Origin of the sequence: Pantoea sp. B65 (assembly GCF_047308185.1) — a bacterium.
GTDB lineage: Bacteria > Pseudomonadota > Gammaproteobacteria > Enterobacterales > Enterobacteriaceae > Erwinia.
In genome coordinates, this window is the sequence record NZ_JAHXPU010000015.1 from 263,429 (window position 1) to 281,513 (window position 18,085).

Genomic DNA, 18,085 nt, shown 5'->3' on the forward strand with positions numbered 1-18,085 from the left:
TTCGGAGAGGCCAGGTATCTGAGATGGTGAATGATTTTATCCTCCAGTTGAGGAAACACCCGGAGCTATTTATTCTGCTATTGGTGATTGTTATTATCGCCATGCTGGTTATTCCGTTACCTACTTATCTGATCGATTTTCTGATTGGACTTAATATTGTTATCTCGGCGCTGGTTTTCCTTTCTTCATTTTATATTGACCGTATTCTCAGTTTTTCATCATTTCCGGCGGTATTGCTGATCACCACCTTATTTCGTCTGGCGCTATCGATCAGCACCAGCCGGTTGATCCTGAATGATGCCGATGCCGGTGAAATTATTGCCACCTTTGGCCTGTTTGTTATCGGCGACAATCTGGTGGTGGGGTTTGTGATTTTCGCCATTGTCACCATTGTGCAGTTTATGGTGATTACCAAAGGGGCGGAGCGCGTGGCGGAAGTGGCGGCGCGCTTCTCTCTCGATGGTATGCCCGGCAAGCAGATGAGTATTGATGCCGATCTGCGCGCGAACTCAATTGACGCCGCGGAGGCGACGCGGCGCCGCAGCATTCTGGAGAAAGAGAGCCAGTTATATGGCTCTTTCGATGGCGCCATGAAGTTTATTAAAGGCGATGCCATCGCCGGCATTCTGGTGATTTTCGTCAACTTTATCGGCGGCATTAGCGTTGGCGTCAATCAGCATGGCATGGATATGTCGACGGCGCTTTCCACCTATACCATGCTGACCATTGGCGACGGGCTGGTAGCGCAAATTCCCTCGCTGCTGATTGCCATCAGCGCCGGCTTTATTGTCACCCGGGTCGGTGGTGAGGGCGACAATATGGGGATCACCATGATGTCGCAGCTGGTGAACAACCCATTTGTGCTGGCGATTGCCGCCATTATTGCGCTGGCGATCGGTTTTCTGCCCGGCTTCCCGCTGTTGATCTTTATGTTGCTGGCGTTGATCCCTGGCGGCCTGTTTTTCCTTAAATGGCGTGAGGCACGGGAAAAAGATCGCGGCAACAAAACCGCCGGCCAGAAGCAGGGCGCGCAGACGGCAAAGGGGGATGCCTCACCGCCAGCGGATGCCGCCACCCAACTGGGGCTGATTGACGACCTTGACGAGGTTACCCCGCTGACGATCCCGTTGATTGTCCGCGCCAGCCCTGCCGCCTGTGACTACCTCAATCAGCTTGACGCTGCCGGGCGTTTTCGTAGCCAGTTTTTTGTCGATTACGGCATTCATCTGCCGGCGTTGGTTATCCGTGCAGCAGAAAATCAACAACCGGACAAAGTGGCGCTGCTGATTAATGAAATTCAGGCTGAGGAGTTCGACATTCTGTTCGGGCAGGTGACCGTGGTGAATGTTAACGATGAGCTGGCCCAACTGGGGATCCCGCTGATCAGCACCGCAGGCGCGGTCTGGGCGGAGGCGGAACAGCGTCCGATGCTAAGCGAGCTGGGTTTCCACACCCGTACGCCGGTTGACGAGCTTTACTACTGCGTTGCCAATACGCTGGTGCGCAATGTCAGCGAGTATTTTGGCGTGCAGGAGACCAAAGCGCATATCGATAAACTGGAGAAGGATTATCCCGATCTGATTAAAGAAGTGATGCGCCACACCACGGTACAGCGCGCCTCCGAGGTGATGCAGCGGCTGCTCGGGGAAAAAATCTCGGTGCGTAATACCAAACTGATTATGGAGTCTCTTGCGGTCTGGGCGCCGCGCGAAAAAGATGTCATTACGCTGGTAGAGCATGTGCGCACCGCGCTGTGCCGCTATATCAGTCATAAATTTGCCGTCGGTAATTCCCTGAAGGCGGTATTAATTTCCGTCGAAATGGAAGAGACCTTGCGTCAGGGGATCCGCAGCACTTCCAGCGGAACCTTTCTTAATCTGGAACCGGCAGTTTCCGAAAAATTGATGGACACTTTTACCCTCGGACTTAGCGAAATTCTGATGTCACAGAAAGATTACGTCATCCTGGCGTCCGTCGATATTCGGCGCTTTGTGAAGCGTTTTCTGGAAAATAAATTCAAAAATCTTGAGGTGCTTTCTTTTGGTGAAATTTCAGAAGGCATTTCAATCGATGTCATCAAATCAATTCAATAATAAGGGACCTTCAGATGGATATTGATATTGCCACCCTGGTACGTGAATCACTTCGTGCTGGCGGATGCGACGCCTCGCTGCTTAACAATTTTGATGGCCACTCCACTATTCTGTTGGATTTTGACGGCCTGCCCGGAATTTTAGTCAGCGTGGTCGATAAGCAGGTGGTGCTGTGGTCACAGCTTTGTGATTACAACAGCCACGTTCTGTCACAGGTTGCGGACAAGGTGCTGGCGCTGCTGCTGGAGCCAGCCAAGTATTCCGTCACCGGGCAGTTACAAATTGCCAGGGAAGAGAATGCGACAGTACTGAAGTGTGTCCTCGAGGAGGGCTGTCTGAATGAAGCGATGTTTGGTGACGCGCTGGAAACTTTTTATCTGAGTCTGCGCAAATATTGTGAGGTATTGCGCTGATGCTGGTCCGCTATCAGGCGCACCCGTTGCGGGTCACCGGGCCGATACTGGAAGCCAGACTGTCTGGCGTCAGGATTGGTGAAGTGTGTCATGTGCTGCGCAGCGACAGCGACAGAACCATCGTTGCCAGGGCGCAGGTACTGGGCTTCGAGCGGGACTCAACGCTACTGAGCCTGATTGGTTCTGCCGAAGGACTGGCGCGCGATATGGTGATCAGCCCGACGGGGAACAGCCTGATGATTGAGGTATCAGATCACCTTGCCGGTACGGTGGTAACCCCTTCCGGCACGGTGATCGAACGCCTCGCGCCGCCAGGCGACACGACTCAGGTCGAGTGCCGTCCGGTATATGCCGCCCCCCCGGCCTACCATCAACGGCGCGGCATCAGCGATTTGTTAACCACCGGCATTCGGGCAATCGACGGTCTGCTCACCTGTGGTATCGGTCAGCGTATGGGGATTTTTGCCGCCGCAGGATGCGGTAAAACCACCCTGATGCAGATGCTGATTAATAATGCCGATGGCGATATTTTTGTGATCGCGCTGATTGGCGAACGTGGTCGCGAAGTGACCGAATTTGTTGAAGCATTGCGGGGCATGGAGCGTAAATCGCGCTGTGTGCTGGTGTATGCCACATCGGATTATCCGGCGCTGGATCGGGTGAATGCCGCGGCGGCGGCAATGACCATCGCCGAATATTTTCGCGATCGCGGCAGCAACGTCCTGCTTTTTCTCGATTCGATTACGCGGTATGCCCGTGCGCTGCGTGATGTGGCGCTGGCCGCCGGAGAGCCGCCGGCGCGACGCGGTTACCCGGCCTCGGTATTTGAGAAACTGCCCGCGTTGCTGGAAAGGCCTGGCCGTACCCGGCAGGGGAGTATTACGGCGTTTTTCACTATCTTGCTGGAAAATGAAGAAGAGTCCGATCCGGTGGCCGAAGAGGTACGTTCGATTATCGACGGTCATATCCTGTTGAGCCGCAAACTGGCCGGCAAAAATCACTATCCGGCGATAGATGTGCTGCGCAGTATCAGCCGCGTGGGTCAGCGGGTCACCAGCGAGCAGCATCAGGCGATCGCCGGCAGTATGCGCGAGATGATGGCCAGAATTGAAGAGTTGCAGGTGTTGATTGATTTCGGTGAATACCAGCCGGGGATCAATCATGAGCATGATAGCGCTTTCAATGCCATCGCTGAGATCCGCCGTTTTCTGTGCCAGCCGCTGGACGGCAAACAGCCCCTCAACGACACGCTGATAAGGATGCAACAACTTGTTCAGTAACATCAATATGGTGATTCGTCGTCTTGAGCAGCGGGTGACCGGCAAAGAGCGCGCGCGGCAAAAAGTGCAGATCAGCGTCAATACCACCGAGGCGGAGATCGCTGGCGCACAGCAACAGCGACTGCTGTTGCAGCAGCATCTGGTATCGCTGGTGATGGCCGGTGAAACCAGTCTCGAAGCGATTCTGGAGAACAAGGCGCATCAGGGTTCGTTACAGCGCAGGCTGGCAGAAATTGATCTGATGCTGGCCGATAAGCGTCAGCAGCTTGAGCAACTGACACAGCAACGGGATGTCCTGAAAAGCGAGCGCAACAGGCTGCAGCGCAAAGCGGACAAAATGACCGACCATCTGCGCCGCTGCCGGCAGCAGCAGGAGCACGGCCGACAGCGGCGACATGAGGCGGAGACAGAGGAGCTGCGAAATTGGCAAATATCATTACCGCAGTGACGGCAGAGCCGCTGCTGCCGCTGGCTGACACCGAAGACGCCGCAGCGGGCGAGCTGGATAAGCAACTGGAAAAAGCCAGTCGGCAACAGCCAGACCCGCTGTTGCCGACTGGCTGGTGCCCGCCGTTACCCGTTCCGCTGCCGGAACCATTGCCGCTGGCGCTGAGTCTGCCGCACAGCCGCAGTGAAGCGGACAACACCCCCACCTTTTCTGCCGTGATACCGGTGTCAGGGCGTACGCCAGCACCCAGCCTGCATCAGCCGCCGCCGCCGCCATCGGCGTCAGTGCTGCCGGTGGATCAACCACGCAGTGCGTCAGCAGTGACCAGCGCGCCGCCGCTGCCGCCGCTGATCAGCCAGCTGCCGCCGCCGCCGCCGCTGGTCAGCCAGCAACCGGTGGCTGGCGAGCGCCCGCCGGCGCCCGCCGTCAGTGCAGCTGAGTTAAGCGCCGCAACACCGGCGGGCGACGAATTATCGGTAGCGCTAAAGGTAGAGAAGCCGCGGCCAGAGGATCACCGGGGCACGCCGATTCCGACACCGTTGCCGGCAAGAGACGGCCATCCATCGCTCAACCGTGAGTTTCCGCCGCCCTCAGCAGATCGGCAGCGGGTGCGACAGATCATACCGGCGCAGGCGCAGCCAGTGACGAAGCCGGTGACGGATGGCAATGGACAGAACAGGATTAGCTACGCCTTTACCTCATGGGGCAGCGAACACCGGGTCCAACTGACGGCGGTGCGTGATGGCAACCAGCAGCTCACGGTAATGATGAACCCATCAGACCCGCTGGTAAGCCGCCGTTTGCAGGAAGCGATGATCAATAATGCGCCGATCATGGGCGCTATCCTCGCGGAAGAGCGCGCCAGTGACCAGCAGCAACAGCGGCGCGATAAACAGCCGCCGGCGAACGGCGAGGATGAAGAATGAAAGCGCTGTCGCTCCGGCACTACGATGCAACCCGTTCGGCGTTGCAGTTAGCCTGTCGTTACTGGCAGTCACTGGGCCAGACGGTGCCGATGAGCACGCCGCCGCCCGGCGCGGTTCTGGCGCGGGCGACCAGCGCAGCCGGGAGTGAACTGCTGGTCGATCTGCGCGCCTGGTTTGGTCACAGCCTGCCGGAAAAGAGCGGGCTACGTGCCGATCTGGTGGCGCCGGAGGAAATCCGCGATCTGTTTCACTACAGTGGCGCGGAACTGAGCTTCAACCTGCCGGGGCAAGCGACAGAAGCGCTGTCCATCTCTACCCTGGCGGTCTCAGCTGATGAATATCGGCGCCTGATGCCGGTGGTCAGCACCAGCTATGGCGATGGCTGGTTACTGCGGGTGGCAGAGCACTACCGTCGTCATCTGTGCCAGCTCCAGCCCTCGCTGCTGCATGGTGATCTTCCCCTCCGGCTGGACTTTGTGCTCGGTAATAGCCAGTTGAGTCTGCGTTATGTGAAGAAACTGGCGGTCGGCGATGTGCTGCTGATTAATCAGCTTACGGAGTCGGTACAGACTGGCGCCAGGACCCTGGCAAAATACAGACAACAGGAAGACTATTTTATGCTGGAAGATATCTATGACGATGAGGATGAACAGGACGCTTACCCGCCGTTGCACCATCAGGAAGCGGCAGAACAGCGACGCATTGGTATTAATAATATCCCGCTACAGCTGACCTTTATTATTAATCAAATAACCCTGACGCTGGATGAATTGTCGGAACTGCATATTGGCGATGTGCTTGCCGCCGGAGACGGCGGTGAAAATAGCATTATTATCTGTGCCAATGGGGCATTACTGGCGAAAGGCGAGCTGGTAATGGCCGACGAGCGGCTGGGGGTGGAGATCCAGACGCTATGTTATGAGGCGCAGTATGGAGAATGATATCTCGCTGATTGCGCTGCTGAGCCTTGCGTCACTGGCTCCGTTTCTGATTGCCTGCGGCACCAGCTATATCAAATTCTCTATCGTCTTTGTTATGGTGAGAAATGCGATTGGTTTACAGCAAATTCCATCGAATATCACCCTTAATGGCGTGGCCTTTGTGCTGTCGATGTTTGTCATGATGCCGGTGATGAAGGAGGGATATAACCATTTTAAGCACCAGCCGATCGATTTAAGCAGCGCTGAAACCATCGAAGCCTGGATTGATAGTGGTTTTGCCGACTACAAACGCTATCTGCAGAAATATAGCGATCCGGAGTTAGCGCGCTTTTTTGAGCAGGCACAGCGCGCGCGCGACGGGGAACTGCCGGATGAGGAAGAGACACCCCCTCCTTCGCTGTTTGCTCTGCTACCGGCCTATGCATTAACGGAAATAAAAGACGCGTTTAAAATTGGTTTTTATATCTATTTACCCTTTGTGGTTATCGATCTGCTGATTTCCAGTATTTTGCTGTGCCTCGGCATGATGATGATGAGCCCGGTAACCATCTCGGTTCCGATTAAACTGCTGCTGTTTGTGGTAATGGATGGATGGACGCTGATTTCAAAAGGACTGCTGGAACAGTATCTTGATATCAGCGGCGCGGGGACGGTGTACTGATGAATGAAGTGGTTCTGGCCGGTAATAAAGCGATCTGGCTGGTATTGATCCTCTCGGCGATACCGGTCGTAGTGGCGACCATTATTGGTTTACTGGTCGGGCTATTTCAGACGGTGACCCAGCTACAGGAACAGACCCTGCCGTTTGGCATTAAGCTGCTCGGCGTATGTATTTGTTTATTTTTACTCTCCGGTTGGTATGGCGAAACATTACTGGCGTACGGCAAGGAAGTGATCTATTTCGCGCTTAAAAGGTAATGGCAAAATATGCAAACCGACCTCTATTTTGAGCTGAATAACTGGCTGTTTATGGTGATGCTGGGGTCGGCGCGACTGTTGCCGCTGTTTATCCTGCTGCCCTATCTGAGCCAGTCGATCCTTACCGGGCTGTTTAAGTTTCCGCTGGCCTTTTTGCTGGGGGCGTCATTATGGCATGCCCCCGGCGTGCTGGTCTGGCAACTGGAGATAATGGAATTTAGCGCGCTGATGATCAAGGAGGTGCTGATCGGGCTGGTGATTGCCATTTTTCTCTGCCTGCCGTTCTGGGTCCTGCATGCGATGGGCAGCCTGATTGATAACCAGCGCGGCGCCACCCTCAGTAGTACCTTAAACCCGCTGAGCGGTATCGACACCTCGGAGCTGGCGAACCTGTTCAATCTGCTGGCGGTGGCGATTATCCTCGAAGCGGGCGGGATGCTCCAGCTGCTCCAGGTGCTGAGACAGAGCTACCAGCTCTGGCCGCCGCTCTCGGCCACGCTGCCGGGAACCGGGCCGATAGTGAGCTATATCGGCGAGCTGATGAAACATGCGCTGCGCCTTTCTGCGCCGGTGCTGACCATCTTTCTGATCAGCGAGTTCTTTCTTGGCCTGCTGGCGCGTTATACACCGCAAATGAATGCTTTCTCACTGGCATTATCACTAAAAACATTAATCGGTTTTATGGTGTTGCTGCTCTACTTTTCCCCGGTGTTGCCTTCTGAGGTGCTCAGGCTGGAAACGATGTTCTTCCCACTTCACTGACTCAGGCGTCAGGCGGCAAACTCCATGTCAACCAGCAAAACAGAAAAGCCCACCGACAAAAAGAAACGCGATGCGGCCAAAAAGGGGCAGACCTTTAAGGGTAAGGATCTGATTACTACCTGTCTGACATTGGTCGGTATTGAGGTGGTGCTGAATTTTACCTCGCTGCGGGCGTTTTCCGACATTCTGCAGGCGGTGGTGGCGCGTCAGTATCACTTCACACTGCATGGCTATATTTTGCAATGTGTCTGGTTTGGTCTGCAAATATTGCTGCCGGTAGCGGCACTCTGTATTGCCGCCGCATTCCTGCCCGGCATCCTGCAGACCGGTATGCGGCTGGCGACAAAGATCTTTAAGCTTAACTTTTCGGCGGTGAATCCGGTAAAGGGTTTCAAAAAAATCTTTAATCTGCGCAATCTGAAAGATTTTATTAAAGCGCTGCTGTATTTGGGGTGTTTTGTCTGCGCCACCTTTATTTTCTGGCAGGAAAATCGCGGGCTGATTATCAGTCTGGTGTATGCCGAACCGGCCACGCTATTCCGGGTATGGGGGCAATTGCTGCATTCCCTGCTGGTGATATTTATCGCCTGTATTCTGATTATTATTCTGATTGATTGCGTGGCGGAATATCTGTTGTATATCAAAGAACTGAAGATGGATAAAAAAGAGGTTGAGAGGGAAACCAAAGAGATTAACGGCAATCCGGAAATTAAGAAAAAACGTAAATCGCTGCATCAGGAACTGTTGTCGGAAGAAACCAAAAAAGATATCAAAAAATCTAATGTGGTGATCGCCAACCCGAAACATATTGCGGTGGGTATCTATCTTAATATGGAAATTGCGCCAATCCCATTTATCTCGCTACTGGAAAAAGATCAGCGTGCTCTGGCGGTGCGTCGCTATGCCGAGCAGGTCGGAGTACCCGTGGTAGAAAATGTGCGTCTGGCGCGTGAGATTTATCGTACCCACAAAAAATACTCATTTGTCAGCCTCGAAATGTTTACCGAGGTGATGGATATTCTTGTCTGGCTGGAACAGGTGGAAAGGAAATGGACGCCGGAGAAAAGCGAAAATAACCTGACAGACGTTGCTGAAGAGAAACCATCAGCTAATAAATCTGATAGTGATGAGCGTTCTTTGTGAGTAAAAAAACGGCAACTTTGCTTCAATAATACCATTCATCATGGATGGTTAAACTAAGGAAGAGATATGACTCAGGAAAACGAGACAATCCATGAAGCTGAAATGTGTTCCATGCTGCTGGAGTATGTTCAGCAAGGTGTCATGCTAAAGGATTTGCAGGGCATTCCCGATGATACCATGGAAGATATTTATGCCCATGCTCACCATTTTTATTACCAGGGGCGTCTTGACGAAGCTGAGCACTATTTTAGTCTGCTCTGTATGTATGATTTAAATAATCCCGACTACTTTATTGGTCTTGGCGCGGTAAATCAGCTAAAGAAAAAATACCAGAAAGCCTGCGATCTCTATTCACTGGCGTATATCCTGGCAAAAGAAGATTACAGTCCGATATTTTACAGTGGCCAATGCCAGCTGCTAATGGGGGATGTAATTAAGGCGCTACAGCTTTTTGAACTGGTGATGAAAAAGTGTCCGGATCAGGAACTGGTAAGAAAAGCACGGGTGTATTTTGAAACGATTAAGAAAAATCGGGCTGATTTAAGTAAAGACAAGAGTTCAGCTTAATATCTTCAGGAGGTCAGAGAATGGGTTATATCAGCAATATCGGCCGGCCGGCAATGGCTGAGCTGACGTTTAATATGCCGCCAGAGAATGGCAATGCCGACCGGGCGCTGGCAAGGAAAATCGCTAATCGTTTTATCGGTAATAGCCTGGTTTCACCTGACAAAGCACGATCGGTTGCTGAACAGGCCAGAGAGGCGCTGCATGCGGAGCTGACCACTCAGGCGATTAGCGATAGTGAGGATAATGATAGCGATGGCGCCCCGGCGCTGCGTAAGGCCCGTGAGGGCACCACGCTAAATAAAGATGGCCAGATTTTATTACGCCTTGGGCAATTTAACCAACTGACCGCTGAGGAAGGGCAGAACAAACTGGCCAATGTGTTGACGGTGCTGGTGTCCAGCGCCAACGCGCGGATGAAAGAGGCATCCGAACTGAACGAGGCGATGGAAAAAGTGATCGCGCAGTTGCAGGCGGCGCTAAACGAGCTGGAAGGGGCAACCGCCGGGCTGGAGGAGAAGAAAAACCTGCTGGAGGCGACAAAGCAACAGCTGGCCGCCTTGCAGAGCGAACTGGCGGCGCTGGAGCAGGAGGGGGTCACGGCGGACGATCCGCGCCATATGGCGCTGAGCGAAAAAATCGCGGCGGCGAAAAATGCCGTTAGCAGCGCTTCTGGCGCGGTGGCAACGGCGGAAGCAGAAGTGTTAACGCTACTGGACCAGTCGCAGGCGTTACTCAATCAGCATAGCGATCTGATTAAACAGGTGACCAATATCAGTATTAATGCTGCCGGTCAGCTGGTGATGAACCGCAGCATAGTGACTACGGCGGAGAAGGAGAACCTGTCGGCGGCGGAGCGCATCTCGCTGGCGATGACGCAATTAATGGTAGTGATCAGTGAAAGTAATCTGAGCAAGCTGAAAAACGATCAGGCGCTGAATAGAGCGCGTATGGAGGCGACGCAGGAGAGCATCAAAAAGAAAATCGACGAAGCCAATGAGCAGAACAGTAAGGCGGAAAAGGCCAGTAAAACCTGCGGGCTGGTGTCTAAAATTCTTGGCGGCGTGCTGACTGCCATCGGTGCCCTGAGTGTGATATTTGGCGGCGCCGGTGCGGCGCTGATGGTGATCGGTATTGGTATGTTGCTGGTCGATACCGTCAGCGAGGCGGTATTTGGCGTTTCGCTATCGGAAAGGATGTTTGCCCCGCTGATGGAGCATATTTTTATGCCGCTAATGAACGCCATCAGTAAAGTGGTCTGTGAGATTTTTGATAAAACGCCACTCGGCCTGCTGCTGAATGCCATCGATAAGGCGACCGGCGCCAATATGATGGACAGCATTCATACCGCCACGGCGGCGGCGGCGACCGTAGCGGTGATTGTTGCCGCCGCCTACGTGCTGAAAAGCGCCGCTAAGGTGGTGTATGACAAATTTGGCAAGACAATGGCGCAGGCAGTGGTAAAAAATGTGCAGGGCACCATGAAAGCGGCCGCCAAAAATACCCCTGATATCCTGAAAAAAATGGGCGCTTCTGCCAAAAACTTTAATAACCAATTCACTAAGGCGCTGGATGATTTTTCATCCAGCGCGCTTAAAAAATTCCATCTCACCCAGGGGCAGGCTGAGAGTTTCCTCCGGATGGCAAACGATATCGTCACCTTTACCAATAGCACCGCACAGGGAGCCGGTGGCGTGATTGTGGCAAAAGCGGATGAGCAGGCGCTGGAGGCGCTGGCGGCAGTGCAGGTTAATTCAAAGGTAATGGAGCATCTGAGCAAAGAATTGCAGCAAATGCTGGAGAGGATGAAGAAAGATAATGACGATCTGAATGAAAAGAGCCTGATGCTCAGTGAAATGCTGCAATCCACCTACGAAACGAATATGCGCATCAGCAGACGGCAAAAAATCTAAGGAGCAGAGATGATGGATTCAATTACTAACACTGGCGTTTTACCGCAGTTTTATACGGATAACGATATTGCCGCCCTAACCTCTTCTGCTGTGGTTAATCCTCCGGACCCGCAACGGTCGCATGAGGCGATTATCACCGCTATCCGTAGCGTAGCGCTCAATCATAATCAGCCTGCGTTACGGACACCGTTGCCTGCCGGGCTTAAGGATACTGACGATCTGTTTGCCGCTATCAGCGATCGGGCTAATGCTCCCGGCGTTCAACGCAAGGAGAGCGAGGATAAACAACCGGACTTTGCCAATAGCTGGATGATGGCGATGATGGCGGTTCTTGACCAGGTACTGCTGGCGCTGCGCTTGCAGATGGCGGCGGAAAGTGAATGGCAGGGAGAGAAGGTGAAGCTTTCTTTTAAGATGGCCCAGCGTAGCGCCGAAAATATGATTCAGGAGGGTCGGGCCGGGTTCACCGCGGCCATTGCCGGTGGCGTGGCGGGTATTACCATCGCTGGCGCCGCAGCCGCTAAGTCGCTGAAAACCACCGGTCAGAATATGAAGCAGGAGGCGAAATTAGCTGACAGTAACCAGCAACTGAACGCTGAGCGACTGGCGAATAAGCAGCAGATAGTGGATAACAATAAACAGACCAACGCCCTGTACAAAGAGCAGACAACCAACGGCGCACAACGTAACGAGCTTAATCAGCAGATGCAGGAACTGCGCCAGGATGGACTAAAGCTGGAGAGCGATAAGGCGCAAATACAGCAACAGCTGAAATTACAGCGGGCGCTGGATAATGATACCTATCGGCTGCAGCAAAAACATGACGCGGTGAAGGATAAATTAAGCGCCAATAACGCCGACTTCGATAAAAAACAGCACGAGCTAAAAGTCATTGATAAAGCTGATGCCGACCGTGCCGGAAAGCTCGAACAGCTAAAAGAAGAGAATACTAAGCTGGACCTGCGCAACGATGAGATCAGCGCCGAACAGCAGTCTAATGCGCATAAACAGGATCAACTGCGTCATTTGCAGACCAAAACCCAGGCGCAAGTGGCGCTGATGACGCAGATAGGCCATACCAGCAGTTCACTGGCGAATGCCGGCGGGCAGAGCGAAGCGATGAAACACCGAAGTGCGGGACATATTGACGAAAAACTTTCGCAGATATCCGCTAAATCCGCTGATGCCAATATCGAGCTCGGACGCAGAACCGTTCAGATAATGGAACTGATGCTTAAAACGCAGCAGGAATTACAGAATGCCCAGTTGAAGACCGCTGCAACGATTATTGCCAATACTAAAATATAGCGGCCCTTACGGACAGAGGGTTGCTAAGCATAATAGGGAGAGGATCATGGAAATATTCACCCGTACCCGGACAGATGAGTCATTCTGGTCAGATACGCCCGCCCTGCCGCCTGAGGAAAAGGCCCGGGCGGAAGAAAGCTGCGTCGTGCCAGATAAGCGCAAAGCGGATCCTGCGCCCGACCGTAACGATCAGATAATCAAAACCTTCCAGCGCGTTAGCGACGGCTATTCCCGGCGACTGGCCAGCGATAATCGCTATTGCCTGCCGGTGCCGACGGAACAGCTGGCGTGTAAAGCGATCCCGGTGGCCGGGGTTCCGCAGATCACCGTCACGGTAGTGGAGTATGAGGTGTTATGCAAAGCGGCGCAGGATGCCGCCGCCGGTGCGATTGCAGACTCACTGGCGGATGAAGCCAGCGAGCTGGAATATTATTTCGCCGAACTGGCTGTACGCCTGCTTAATGCCGATCCGCAAGCGACGAGCGAAAAAGATCTTGAGCAAATACATTGGGAAACTATTGAAGCAATGAAGCAGGGCTACCTGAATGTGTTTATGCAGGCATTTGACAAGATGAGTGCTTTCTATAAAGCGTTTATTGCGGTTAAAGCCACCCTTGCGGCGCATATTTCTGCCGGTTCAAAAGAGGGTCAGATCAAATTCACGTACGAGTCTTTCCGCGAAAAACTGCAAAATCTGTTGACCGATTTTAGTGGCACTGATGGACAGCTCTTCCCACCGCCGGATGCCGGAGGGAATTATGGCGTCACCGACAAAAAAACCGCTGAAGACTGGATAAAAATAATGGGGTTATCGGCAGATAGCCTGAAGTCTGATGGTAGCGGGGGATACTGGGTGCAGATCGATCTCAAGCCTCTGGAGAGTATGATCGAAAACTTTGATGGTTTTAAGTGGCCGGGCCTCGTGGAAATGGCGTTGACGGAATACAATGCCTGGGAAGTGGGTTTTAACACCCAGGCCGATTTCCTGAATAATGCCTTGCAGACGCTGACACAGAAACTGAGCTACGCCAACTCCTCCTTTAACCAGCGGGTGGAGATTCTCACACGTTTTATTCAACAGGAAGCTGAAGTGCAGAAGGAATATCTGCGTTGATAAGGAGTGAGAGGTATGGCAGAAGCCTGTGATGGCGTAGTACTTCGGGATCCAGTGGCGCTCAGCGCGCAGATCAAACAGATAGTCGCCCGCTGCTGTGCGCGGGATAGCGCCACAATCGACGATTCATGCTGGCTGGTGGTCGATCTCTATATTGATTCGCTAATCCTGACTGAAATTGTGTATGAACTTGAGGCCGCCTTTAATATTGGTATTGCCGACAGTGAGATGAATGATATTTATCAACTCGCTGATGTTTATCGTCTGGTTGCCAGCAAACTGGCGGCGAATTAAATTCCGTCGCCGGTTGACAGCTGGCGCTACTTTCCGGCACCGGAGAAAGCGAGGTCGATCCGGTGCCGGTTTTATCAGCGGTATTTCCCTCTCATTATTCCCCGCTATCCCCGGTTCTGCACTGGCAGCAAGAAAATTCGCGACGAAAAATTAGATTGAAATTCATCAGTATTCTGTCAAGTATCCATGATTTTACCATGGTAGCTTGAGGTCATAATTTGCAGGGCGGGTTGTAATCAACGGATGATAGCAATGAGTACTGAGGATATGGAACGCCATTACGTCGTACGTTTCATAAATACCCGGTTGGCAGGGTGCGAATATGTTATTCGTGAAGAAAGAGCCTCGTTTGTGGTCGCCGATCGTTCTGCCCTGGCATCCGCTCAGTTGCAGTCGCACGACCCGGCCACCATTTATGTGCTGGACGACAATATTACCACCTGCTTCGACATCGTGTATAACGCAGCGATGCCGCTGCCGTTATTGGTAATAAACCATGACGGCCAGACCGATAGCAGAACGATCAATTTTCATCAGACGGTCGAGGCCGACGGCGTCAGTTTTGTCTTGCGGCCCGAAGGAAGTGAGTGGCAGGAGGCATCGGCAGAGATGCCTGCGGCGCCAGGCGAGGAGGCTATCCCGATGCCGGCAGCCGCGCGAGCGGAGCCGCGCTCCCGTGGCTGGACAGTAAAGATGCTGAGCCTGCTGCTGCTGTTAGCGGCTGGCGTGACGGGCTATTATCTGCTGGGGCAGCAGGATCAGCGGCAACTGAATCAGCTGTCGCTGACGCTGGGGGGGAAACCGCAGGCGTTTCAGACCTTTGTCGGACGCGATGCCAGCGTCTATGTGCTGGCGCGCGAACCGATTAGCAACGCATGGGCGTGGCAATCGCTGATTAAAAATAATATCGCCAATCAGTACACCGTACTCTCAGCCCGAAGCGCAGAAGAGAATATTGCCCGCGAAATCACGGCGCGCTGGCCGCAGGTAAAATTTCATGGTGTGCGCTTTGACGTGCCGGGCAGGCCAGAAATTATTCTCAGTCTCGAACGGGCGAAAATGATTAATCAGCAGCAGCTGGATCAGGTTTCAGCAAAACTGCTGTCGCTGTTTAGCTGGGCCAGCGGCTTCAGTTTTAGTTATCTCAGCGATGGCAGTATTGCTGATAATGCTGAGCAGGGGCTGGTAAGTATTGTGCCGCATTTTGACCGCAGAAATAATAGCGACAGCGTGACTTTTTCGGTTAACAGCACGCTAAATGACAGTGAGTTGAATGCACTGAAAGCATTCGTGACTGATTTCCGCAGTAAATGGAAAGGGAACTATATTCAGTTTGATATCAGACTAGAAGATAACCGGTTGAAGGGGAAATCCTGGCGCTATGGTACCGATAGCTATATCAAAATAACCGCCGATCAATGGCATTTCCCCGCTACGGGCTAAAGGAGCAGGTATGGCTTTTATTGAAAATGAGCAGGATTTCTGGGACGGTTTCCTGACCAATCTGTCCAATGGATTTAATGAGAGAGTGGTTACATTAAATCAGGAGTTGAAGACGGCGCTGGATGAGTTAAAAGATAACTCATCTGATCCCACCCTGCTGGCTAAGTATCAGTCGCTTTCGTCGGATTATCAGGTCTATCGACAAACGCAATCCAGCGTGGTGAAAAGTTACAAAGATGTCGCCACCGCCATTATTGCTAACTTCAGATAAATCGTGATGAGCATATGGAGTGAATAATGCTGCCTGTTTCTCTGGAAAATAGCGCCAGTAGCGCATCTGCTGACAATGATATGGGTATTAATTCGCTGGAGGGTCTGATCCGTCAGGCTTATACCCATCATGTCGCAGCAGAATATAAAGATAAAGTTGCGGTGCTGAAAAGCGTCAGCGATCCGGTTAATGCCACTGATATAGAAACTATTTATCAATATCAGTTGAAAGCCTCTGAATATAATATAAAACTTTCACTTTATTCAACGCTGACCAGAAAGGCGGTGACTGCGGTTGATACCTTAATACGTGCTTAATAATGAGAATGATAAAGGGTATTTTACTGACAATGGTGTTGTTTATTAGCGGTTGTAAAGATGAGGCATTACTGAATGGTCTTGATCAGAACCAGGCCAATGAAGTTGTCGCACTGCTACAGAAGCACAATATTGACGCCAGTAAAAGAAGCGTAGCGAAATCGGGTTACAGCGTGTATGTCGGTATCAGTGATTTCTCAGCGGCGGTTGATCTGATCACGGTGTATAATCTGCCGTCCAAACCGCGGATTGAAATTGCCGAGATGTTTCCGGCTGATGCGCTGATCTCTTCGCCCCGCGCTGAGGCGGCAAGGATTTATTCCGCCATTGAGCAACGTCTTGAGCAGACACTGAATCAGATCAGCGGCGTAGTCTCATCACGGGTACATGTCAGCTATGATATCAGTAATACCGATGCGGAGAAAAAGGGTAGGCCGATGCATGTGGCGGTATTGCTGCGCTACGATACGGCAAATATCTCGTCGGGTAATTTAATTGCCGATGCTACGCGACTGGTAAAAAACAGCTTTGCTAATGTCGATTATGACAATATTTCCGTGGTGATGACGCCAGCGCCAGAAGTCTGGCAACTGCCGCCGACCCAGGTAAAGCAATATGGCAATAAATACAACATGTTGTGGGTGATTATTGCCCTCATCTTGCTGGTTATCACCCTGCTGGGTCTGGCCGATAAACGACGATGGATAAATAAGATCAACCTGAAAAAGAAAATGTAGAGTTCAGCCGTGTATTTAACTGATGTGGAAAGAATTGTCGCCGATCCTATTTCATGGATTCACTCCTCCTGGGCGCAGGCGCCGGCGAGCTGTACTACGGGTATCGCGCGCGGGATTATTAATAAAATTGTGGTGCGGCAATTTTCCCTTGATGACGCTGCCACGCTGGTGACCGATTGCGGTTCAACGCCGATGATTATCGACCACTGGTATATGCTGCGCGAGGCAGTATGGTATATGGCCTGTCAGCGCTATCGACAGCAGCTGCGGCAAAGTGAAGCGCGACTGTTACTGTGCGCCAGGGCGCGTAGCTTTATGCGGATTGAGATCGTTCCGCCACTGTTCTGTGACAGTGAGGCCATTGATACGCCGCTACTGTGGCAACTGGCCTGGGCAGAGCTCTGCCCGCTGTTCTCATCCTTACCCGATGGGGTAGTGAAACGCATCCGGTTGTTGTTCCCGCAACAGATGGACGCGTCTTGTCGCGGCATGGTCCGCGATTTTGACTCGATGTTATTTCTGATGGCGATTCAGCATGCAAGAAAATACCCGACCACGGTTTGAACTGAATGCAATTGAAGATACGTTATTGACCCGCGATTATCTGGCGGCGAAAAAAAGAGTCAATAACCTTGATGAGGAAGCCAGATATCGGGCGCGAAAAATAATCAGTGATGCCTGGCGTGAAAGTGAGGAGATTAAAGACAACGCCTTTCATGATGGTTTTGAAATGGGGCTCATCTATTGTATTGAACATATTGCGGGTCATTTCAAAGATGTCGCCAGAGAGCATGCAAGGTTGCAGGCAGTTTTACAGCATGAAATCGAAGCGGCAATGCAGGCCACGTTGCGCGACAATACGCTGTTTTTAAATCTGGTTATTGAGTGGGTTAAAATAAATAGCGTGAATAGCGGCGATAATCTGATTATTTCATTGCCTCAGCATCAGAAACATCTTGCGGCGCAACTTTGCAGCAAACTGCGTAGCTGGCTGCTCACTGAACCACAAATCGTGTTTCATCAATATGATTTTTACCAGGTAAAGTTTGGCGATCAACTGATGGAGTTTAATGCCGACGAGTTTACCGCCGGATTAGTGCGTCGTCTGGTTGATAATAATGAAGATATCGAACAGCGAATCCGGAAAATAAGTAGTGAATCACTTGAGAAGCTACGCGCCCTTTTTTAATCATACATTCT

At 52.2% G+C, this 18,085-nt stretch carries 21 protein-coding genes; all 21 read left to right on the top strand.

Going from position 1 to position 18,085, the window contains the following annotated elements:
• Positions 1–23: 23 nt before the first annotated feature.
• The 21 genes from JWF83_RS04050 (at position 24) to JWF83_RS04150 (ending at position 18,074) form a co-directional block, all read left to right on the top strand.
• Positions 24–2,093, top strand: a complete 2,070-nt coding sequence (locus JWF83_RS04050) for an EscV/YscV/HrcV family type III secretion system export apparatus protein (protein ID WP_413648856.1) — start codon at positions 24–26, stop codon at positions 2,091–2,093.
• Positions 2,094–2,107: 14 nt separating this feature from the next.
• Positions 2,108–2,506 carry an SPI-1 type III secretion system chaperone SpaK gene (gene spaK / locus JWF83_RS04055; RefSeq protein ID WP_413648857.1) on the top strand — a complete coding sequence of 133 codons (399 nt, stop codon included), beginning with the start codon at positions 2,108–2,110 and terminating at the stop codon, positions 2,504–2,506.
• The gene (gene sctN / locus JWF83_RS04060; protein WP_413648859.1) at positions 2,506–3,786 is read left to right on the top strand and encodes a type III secretion system ATPase SctN; all 1,281 of its coding nucleotides are present in this window, start codon (positions 2,506–2,508) and stop codon (positions 3,784–3,786) included. Before spaK ends, sctN begins: the two co-directional genes overlap by 1 nt.
• A complete protein-coding gene (locus JWF83_RS04065; protein ID WP_413648861.1) occupies positions 3,776–4,234 on the top strand; it encodes a hypothetical protein in 459 nt (152 codons plus the stop codon). Before sctN ends, JWF83_RS04065 begins: the two co-directional genes overlap by 11 nt.
• Complete coding sequence (locus tag JWF83_RS04070) at positions 4,210–5,160, top strand: hypothetical protein (RefSeq protein WP_413648862.1); 951 nt, start codon at positions 4,210–4,212, stop codon at positions 5,158–5,160. The genes JWF83_RS04065 and JWF83_RS04070 overlap by 25 nt, the downstream gene beginning before the upstream one ends.
• Positions 5,157–6,101 carry a FliM/FliN family flagellar motor switch protein gene (locus tag JWF83_RS04075; protein WP_413648863.1) on the top strand — a complete coding sequence of 315 codons (945 nt, stop codon included), beginning with the start codon at positions 5,157–5,159 and terminating at the stop codon, positions 6,099–6,101. Before JWF83_RS04070 ends, JWF83_RS04075 begins: the two co-directional genes overlap by 4 nt.
• The gene (locus tag JWF83_RS04080; RefSeq protein ID WP_413648864.1) at positions 6,091–6,762 is read left to right on the top strand and encodes an EscR/YscR/HrcR family type III secretion system export apparatus protein; all 672 of its coding nucleotides are present in this window, start codon (positions 6,091–6,093) and stop codon (positions 6,760–6,762) included. The genes JWF83_RS04075 and JWF83_RS04080 overlap by 11 nt, the downstream gene beginning before the upstream one ends.
• On the top strand, positions 6,762–7,019 hold the full coding sequence (locus JWF83_RS04085; protein ID WP_413648865.1) for an EscS/YscS/HrcS family type III secretion system export apparatus protein: 258 nt from the start codon (positions 6,762–6,764) through the stop codon (positions 7,017–7,019). The genes JWF83_RS04080 and JWF83_RS04085 overlap by 1 nt, the downstream gene beginning before the upstream one ends.
• A 9-nt stretch (positions 7,020–7,028) precedes the next feature.
• The gene (gene sctT / locus JWF83_RS04090; protein ID WP_413648866.1) at positions 7,029–7,781 is read left to right on the top strand and encodes a type III secretion system export apparatus subunit SctT; all 753 of its coding nucleotides are present in this window, start codon (positions 7,029–7,031) and stop codon (positions 7,779–7,781) included.
• Between the two features lie 24 nt (positions 7,782–7,805).
• Positions 7,806–8,924 (top strand): EscU/YscU/HrcU family type III secretion system export apparatus switch protein, encoded by a 1,119-nt coding sequence (locus tag JWF83_RS04095; protein ID WP_413648867.1) that lies wholly within the window; start codon positions 7,806–7,808, stop codon positions 8,922–8,924.
• Between the two features lie 66 nt (positions 8,925–8,990).
• Positions 8,991–9,491 (top strand): type III secretion system translocator chaperone SicA, encoded by a 501-nt coding sequence (sicA, locus tag JWF83_RS04100; protein WP_413648868.1) that lies wholly within the window; start codon positions 8,991–8,993, stop codon positions 9,489–9,491.
• A 20-nt stretch (positions 9,492–9,511) separates the two neighbouring features.
• Complete coding sequence (gene sctE / locus JWF83_RS04105; protein ID WP_413648870.1) at positions 9,512–11,401, top strand: type III secretion system translocon subunit SctE; 1,890 nt, start codon at positions 9,512–9,514, stop codon at positions 11,399–11,401.
• Between the two features lie 9 nt (positions 11,402–11,410).
• Positions 11,411–12,709 carry a hypothetical protein gene (locus JWF83_RS04110; protein ID WP_413648871.1) on the top strand — a complete coding sequence of 433 codons (1,299 nt, stop codon included), beginning with the start codon at positions 11,411–11,413 and terminating at the stop codon, positions 12,707–12,709.
• 46 nt (positions 12,710–12,755) lie between these two features.
• Positions 12,756–13,823, top strand: a complete 1,068-nt coding sequence (locus tag JWF83_RS04115; RefSeq protein ID WP_413648872.1) for an IpaD/SipD/SspD family type III secretion system needle tip protein — start codon at positions 12,756–12,758, stop codon at positions 13,821–13,823.
• Positions 13,824–13,838: 15 nt separating this feature from the next.
• Positions 13,839–14,117: an acyl carrier protein gene (locus JWF83_RS04120; RefSeq protein ID WP_413648873.1), complete on the top strand. Its 279-nt coding sequence runs from the start codon at positions 13,839–13,841 to the stop codon at positions 14,115–14,117.
• 252 nt (positions 14,118–14,369) lie between these two features.
• Positions 14,370–15,560: a PrgH/EprH family type III secretion apparatus protein gene (locus tag JWF83_RS04125; protein ID WP_413648874.1), complete on the top strand. Its 1,191-nt coding sequence runs from the start codon at positions 14,370–14,372 to the stop codon at positions 15,558–15,560.
• A 10-nt stretch (positions 15,561–15,570) separates the two neighbouring features.
• Positions 15,571–15,831: a type III secretion system needle filament subunit SctF gene (gene sctF, locus JWF83_RS04130; protein ID WP_413648875.1), complete on the top strand. Its 261-nt coding sequence runs from the start codon at positions 15,571–15,573 to the stop codon at positions 15,829–15,831.
• A 26-nt stretch (positions 15,832–15,857) separates the two neighbouring features.
• On the top strand, positions 15,858–16,148 hold the full coding sequence (gene sctI / locus JWF83_RS04135; protein ID WP_413648877.1) for a type III secretion system inner rod subunit SctI: 291 nt from the start codon (positions 15,858–15,860) through the stop codon (positions 16,146–16,148).
• Positions 16,149–16,156: 8 nt separating this feature from the next.
• Positions 16,157–16,885, top strand: coding sequence for a type III secretion system inner membrane ring lipoprotein SctJ (gene sctJ / locus JWF83_RS04140; protein ID WP_413648879.1), 729 nt, complete (start codon positions 16,157–16,159; stop codon positions 16,883–16,885).
• Between the two features lie 9 nt (positions 16,886–16,894).
• Positions 16,895–17,449, top strand: a complete 555-nt coding sequence (locus JWF83_RS04145) for a hypothetical protein (RefSeq protein ID WP_413648880.1) — start codon at positions 16,895–16,897, stop codon at positions 17,447–17,449.
• A complete protein-coding gene (locus JWF83_RS04150) occupies positions 17,421–18,074 on the top strand; it encodes a hypothetical protein (RefSeq protein ID WP_413648881.1) in 654 nt (217 codons plus the stop codon). Before JWF83_RS04145 ends, JWF83_RS04150 begins: the two co-directional genes overlap by 29 nt.
• Positions 18,075–18,085 lie beyond the last annotated feature (11 nt).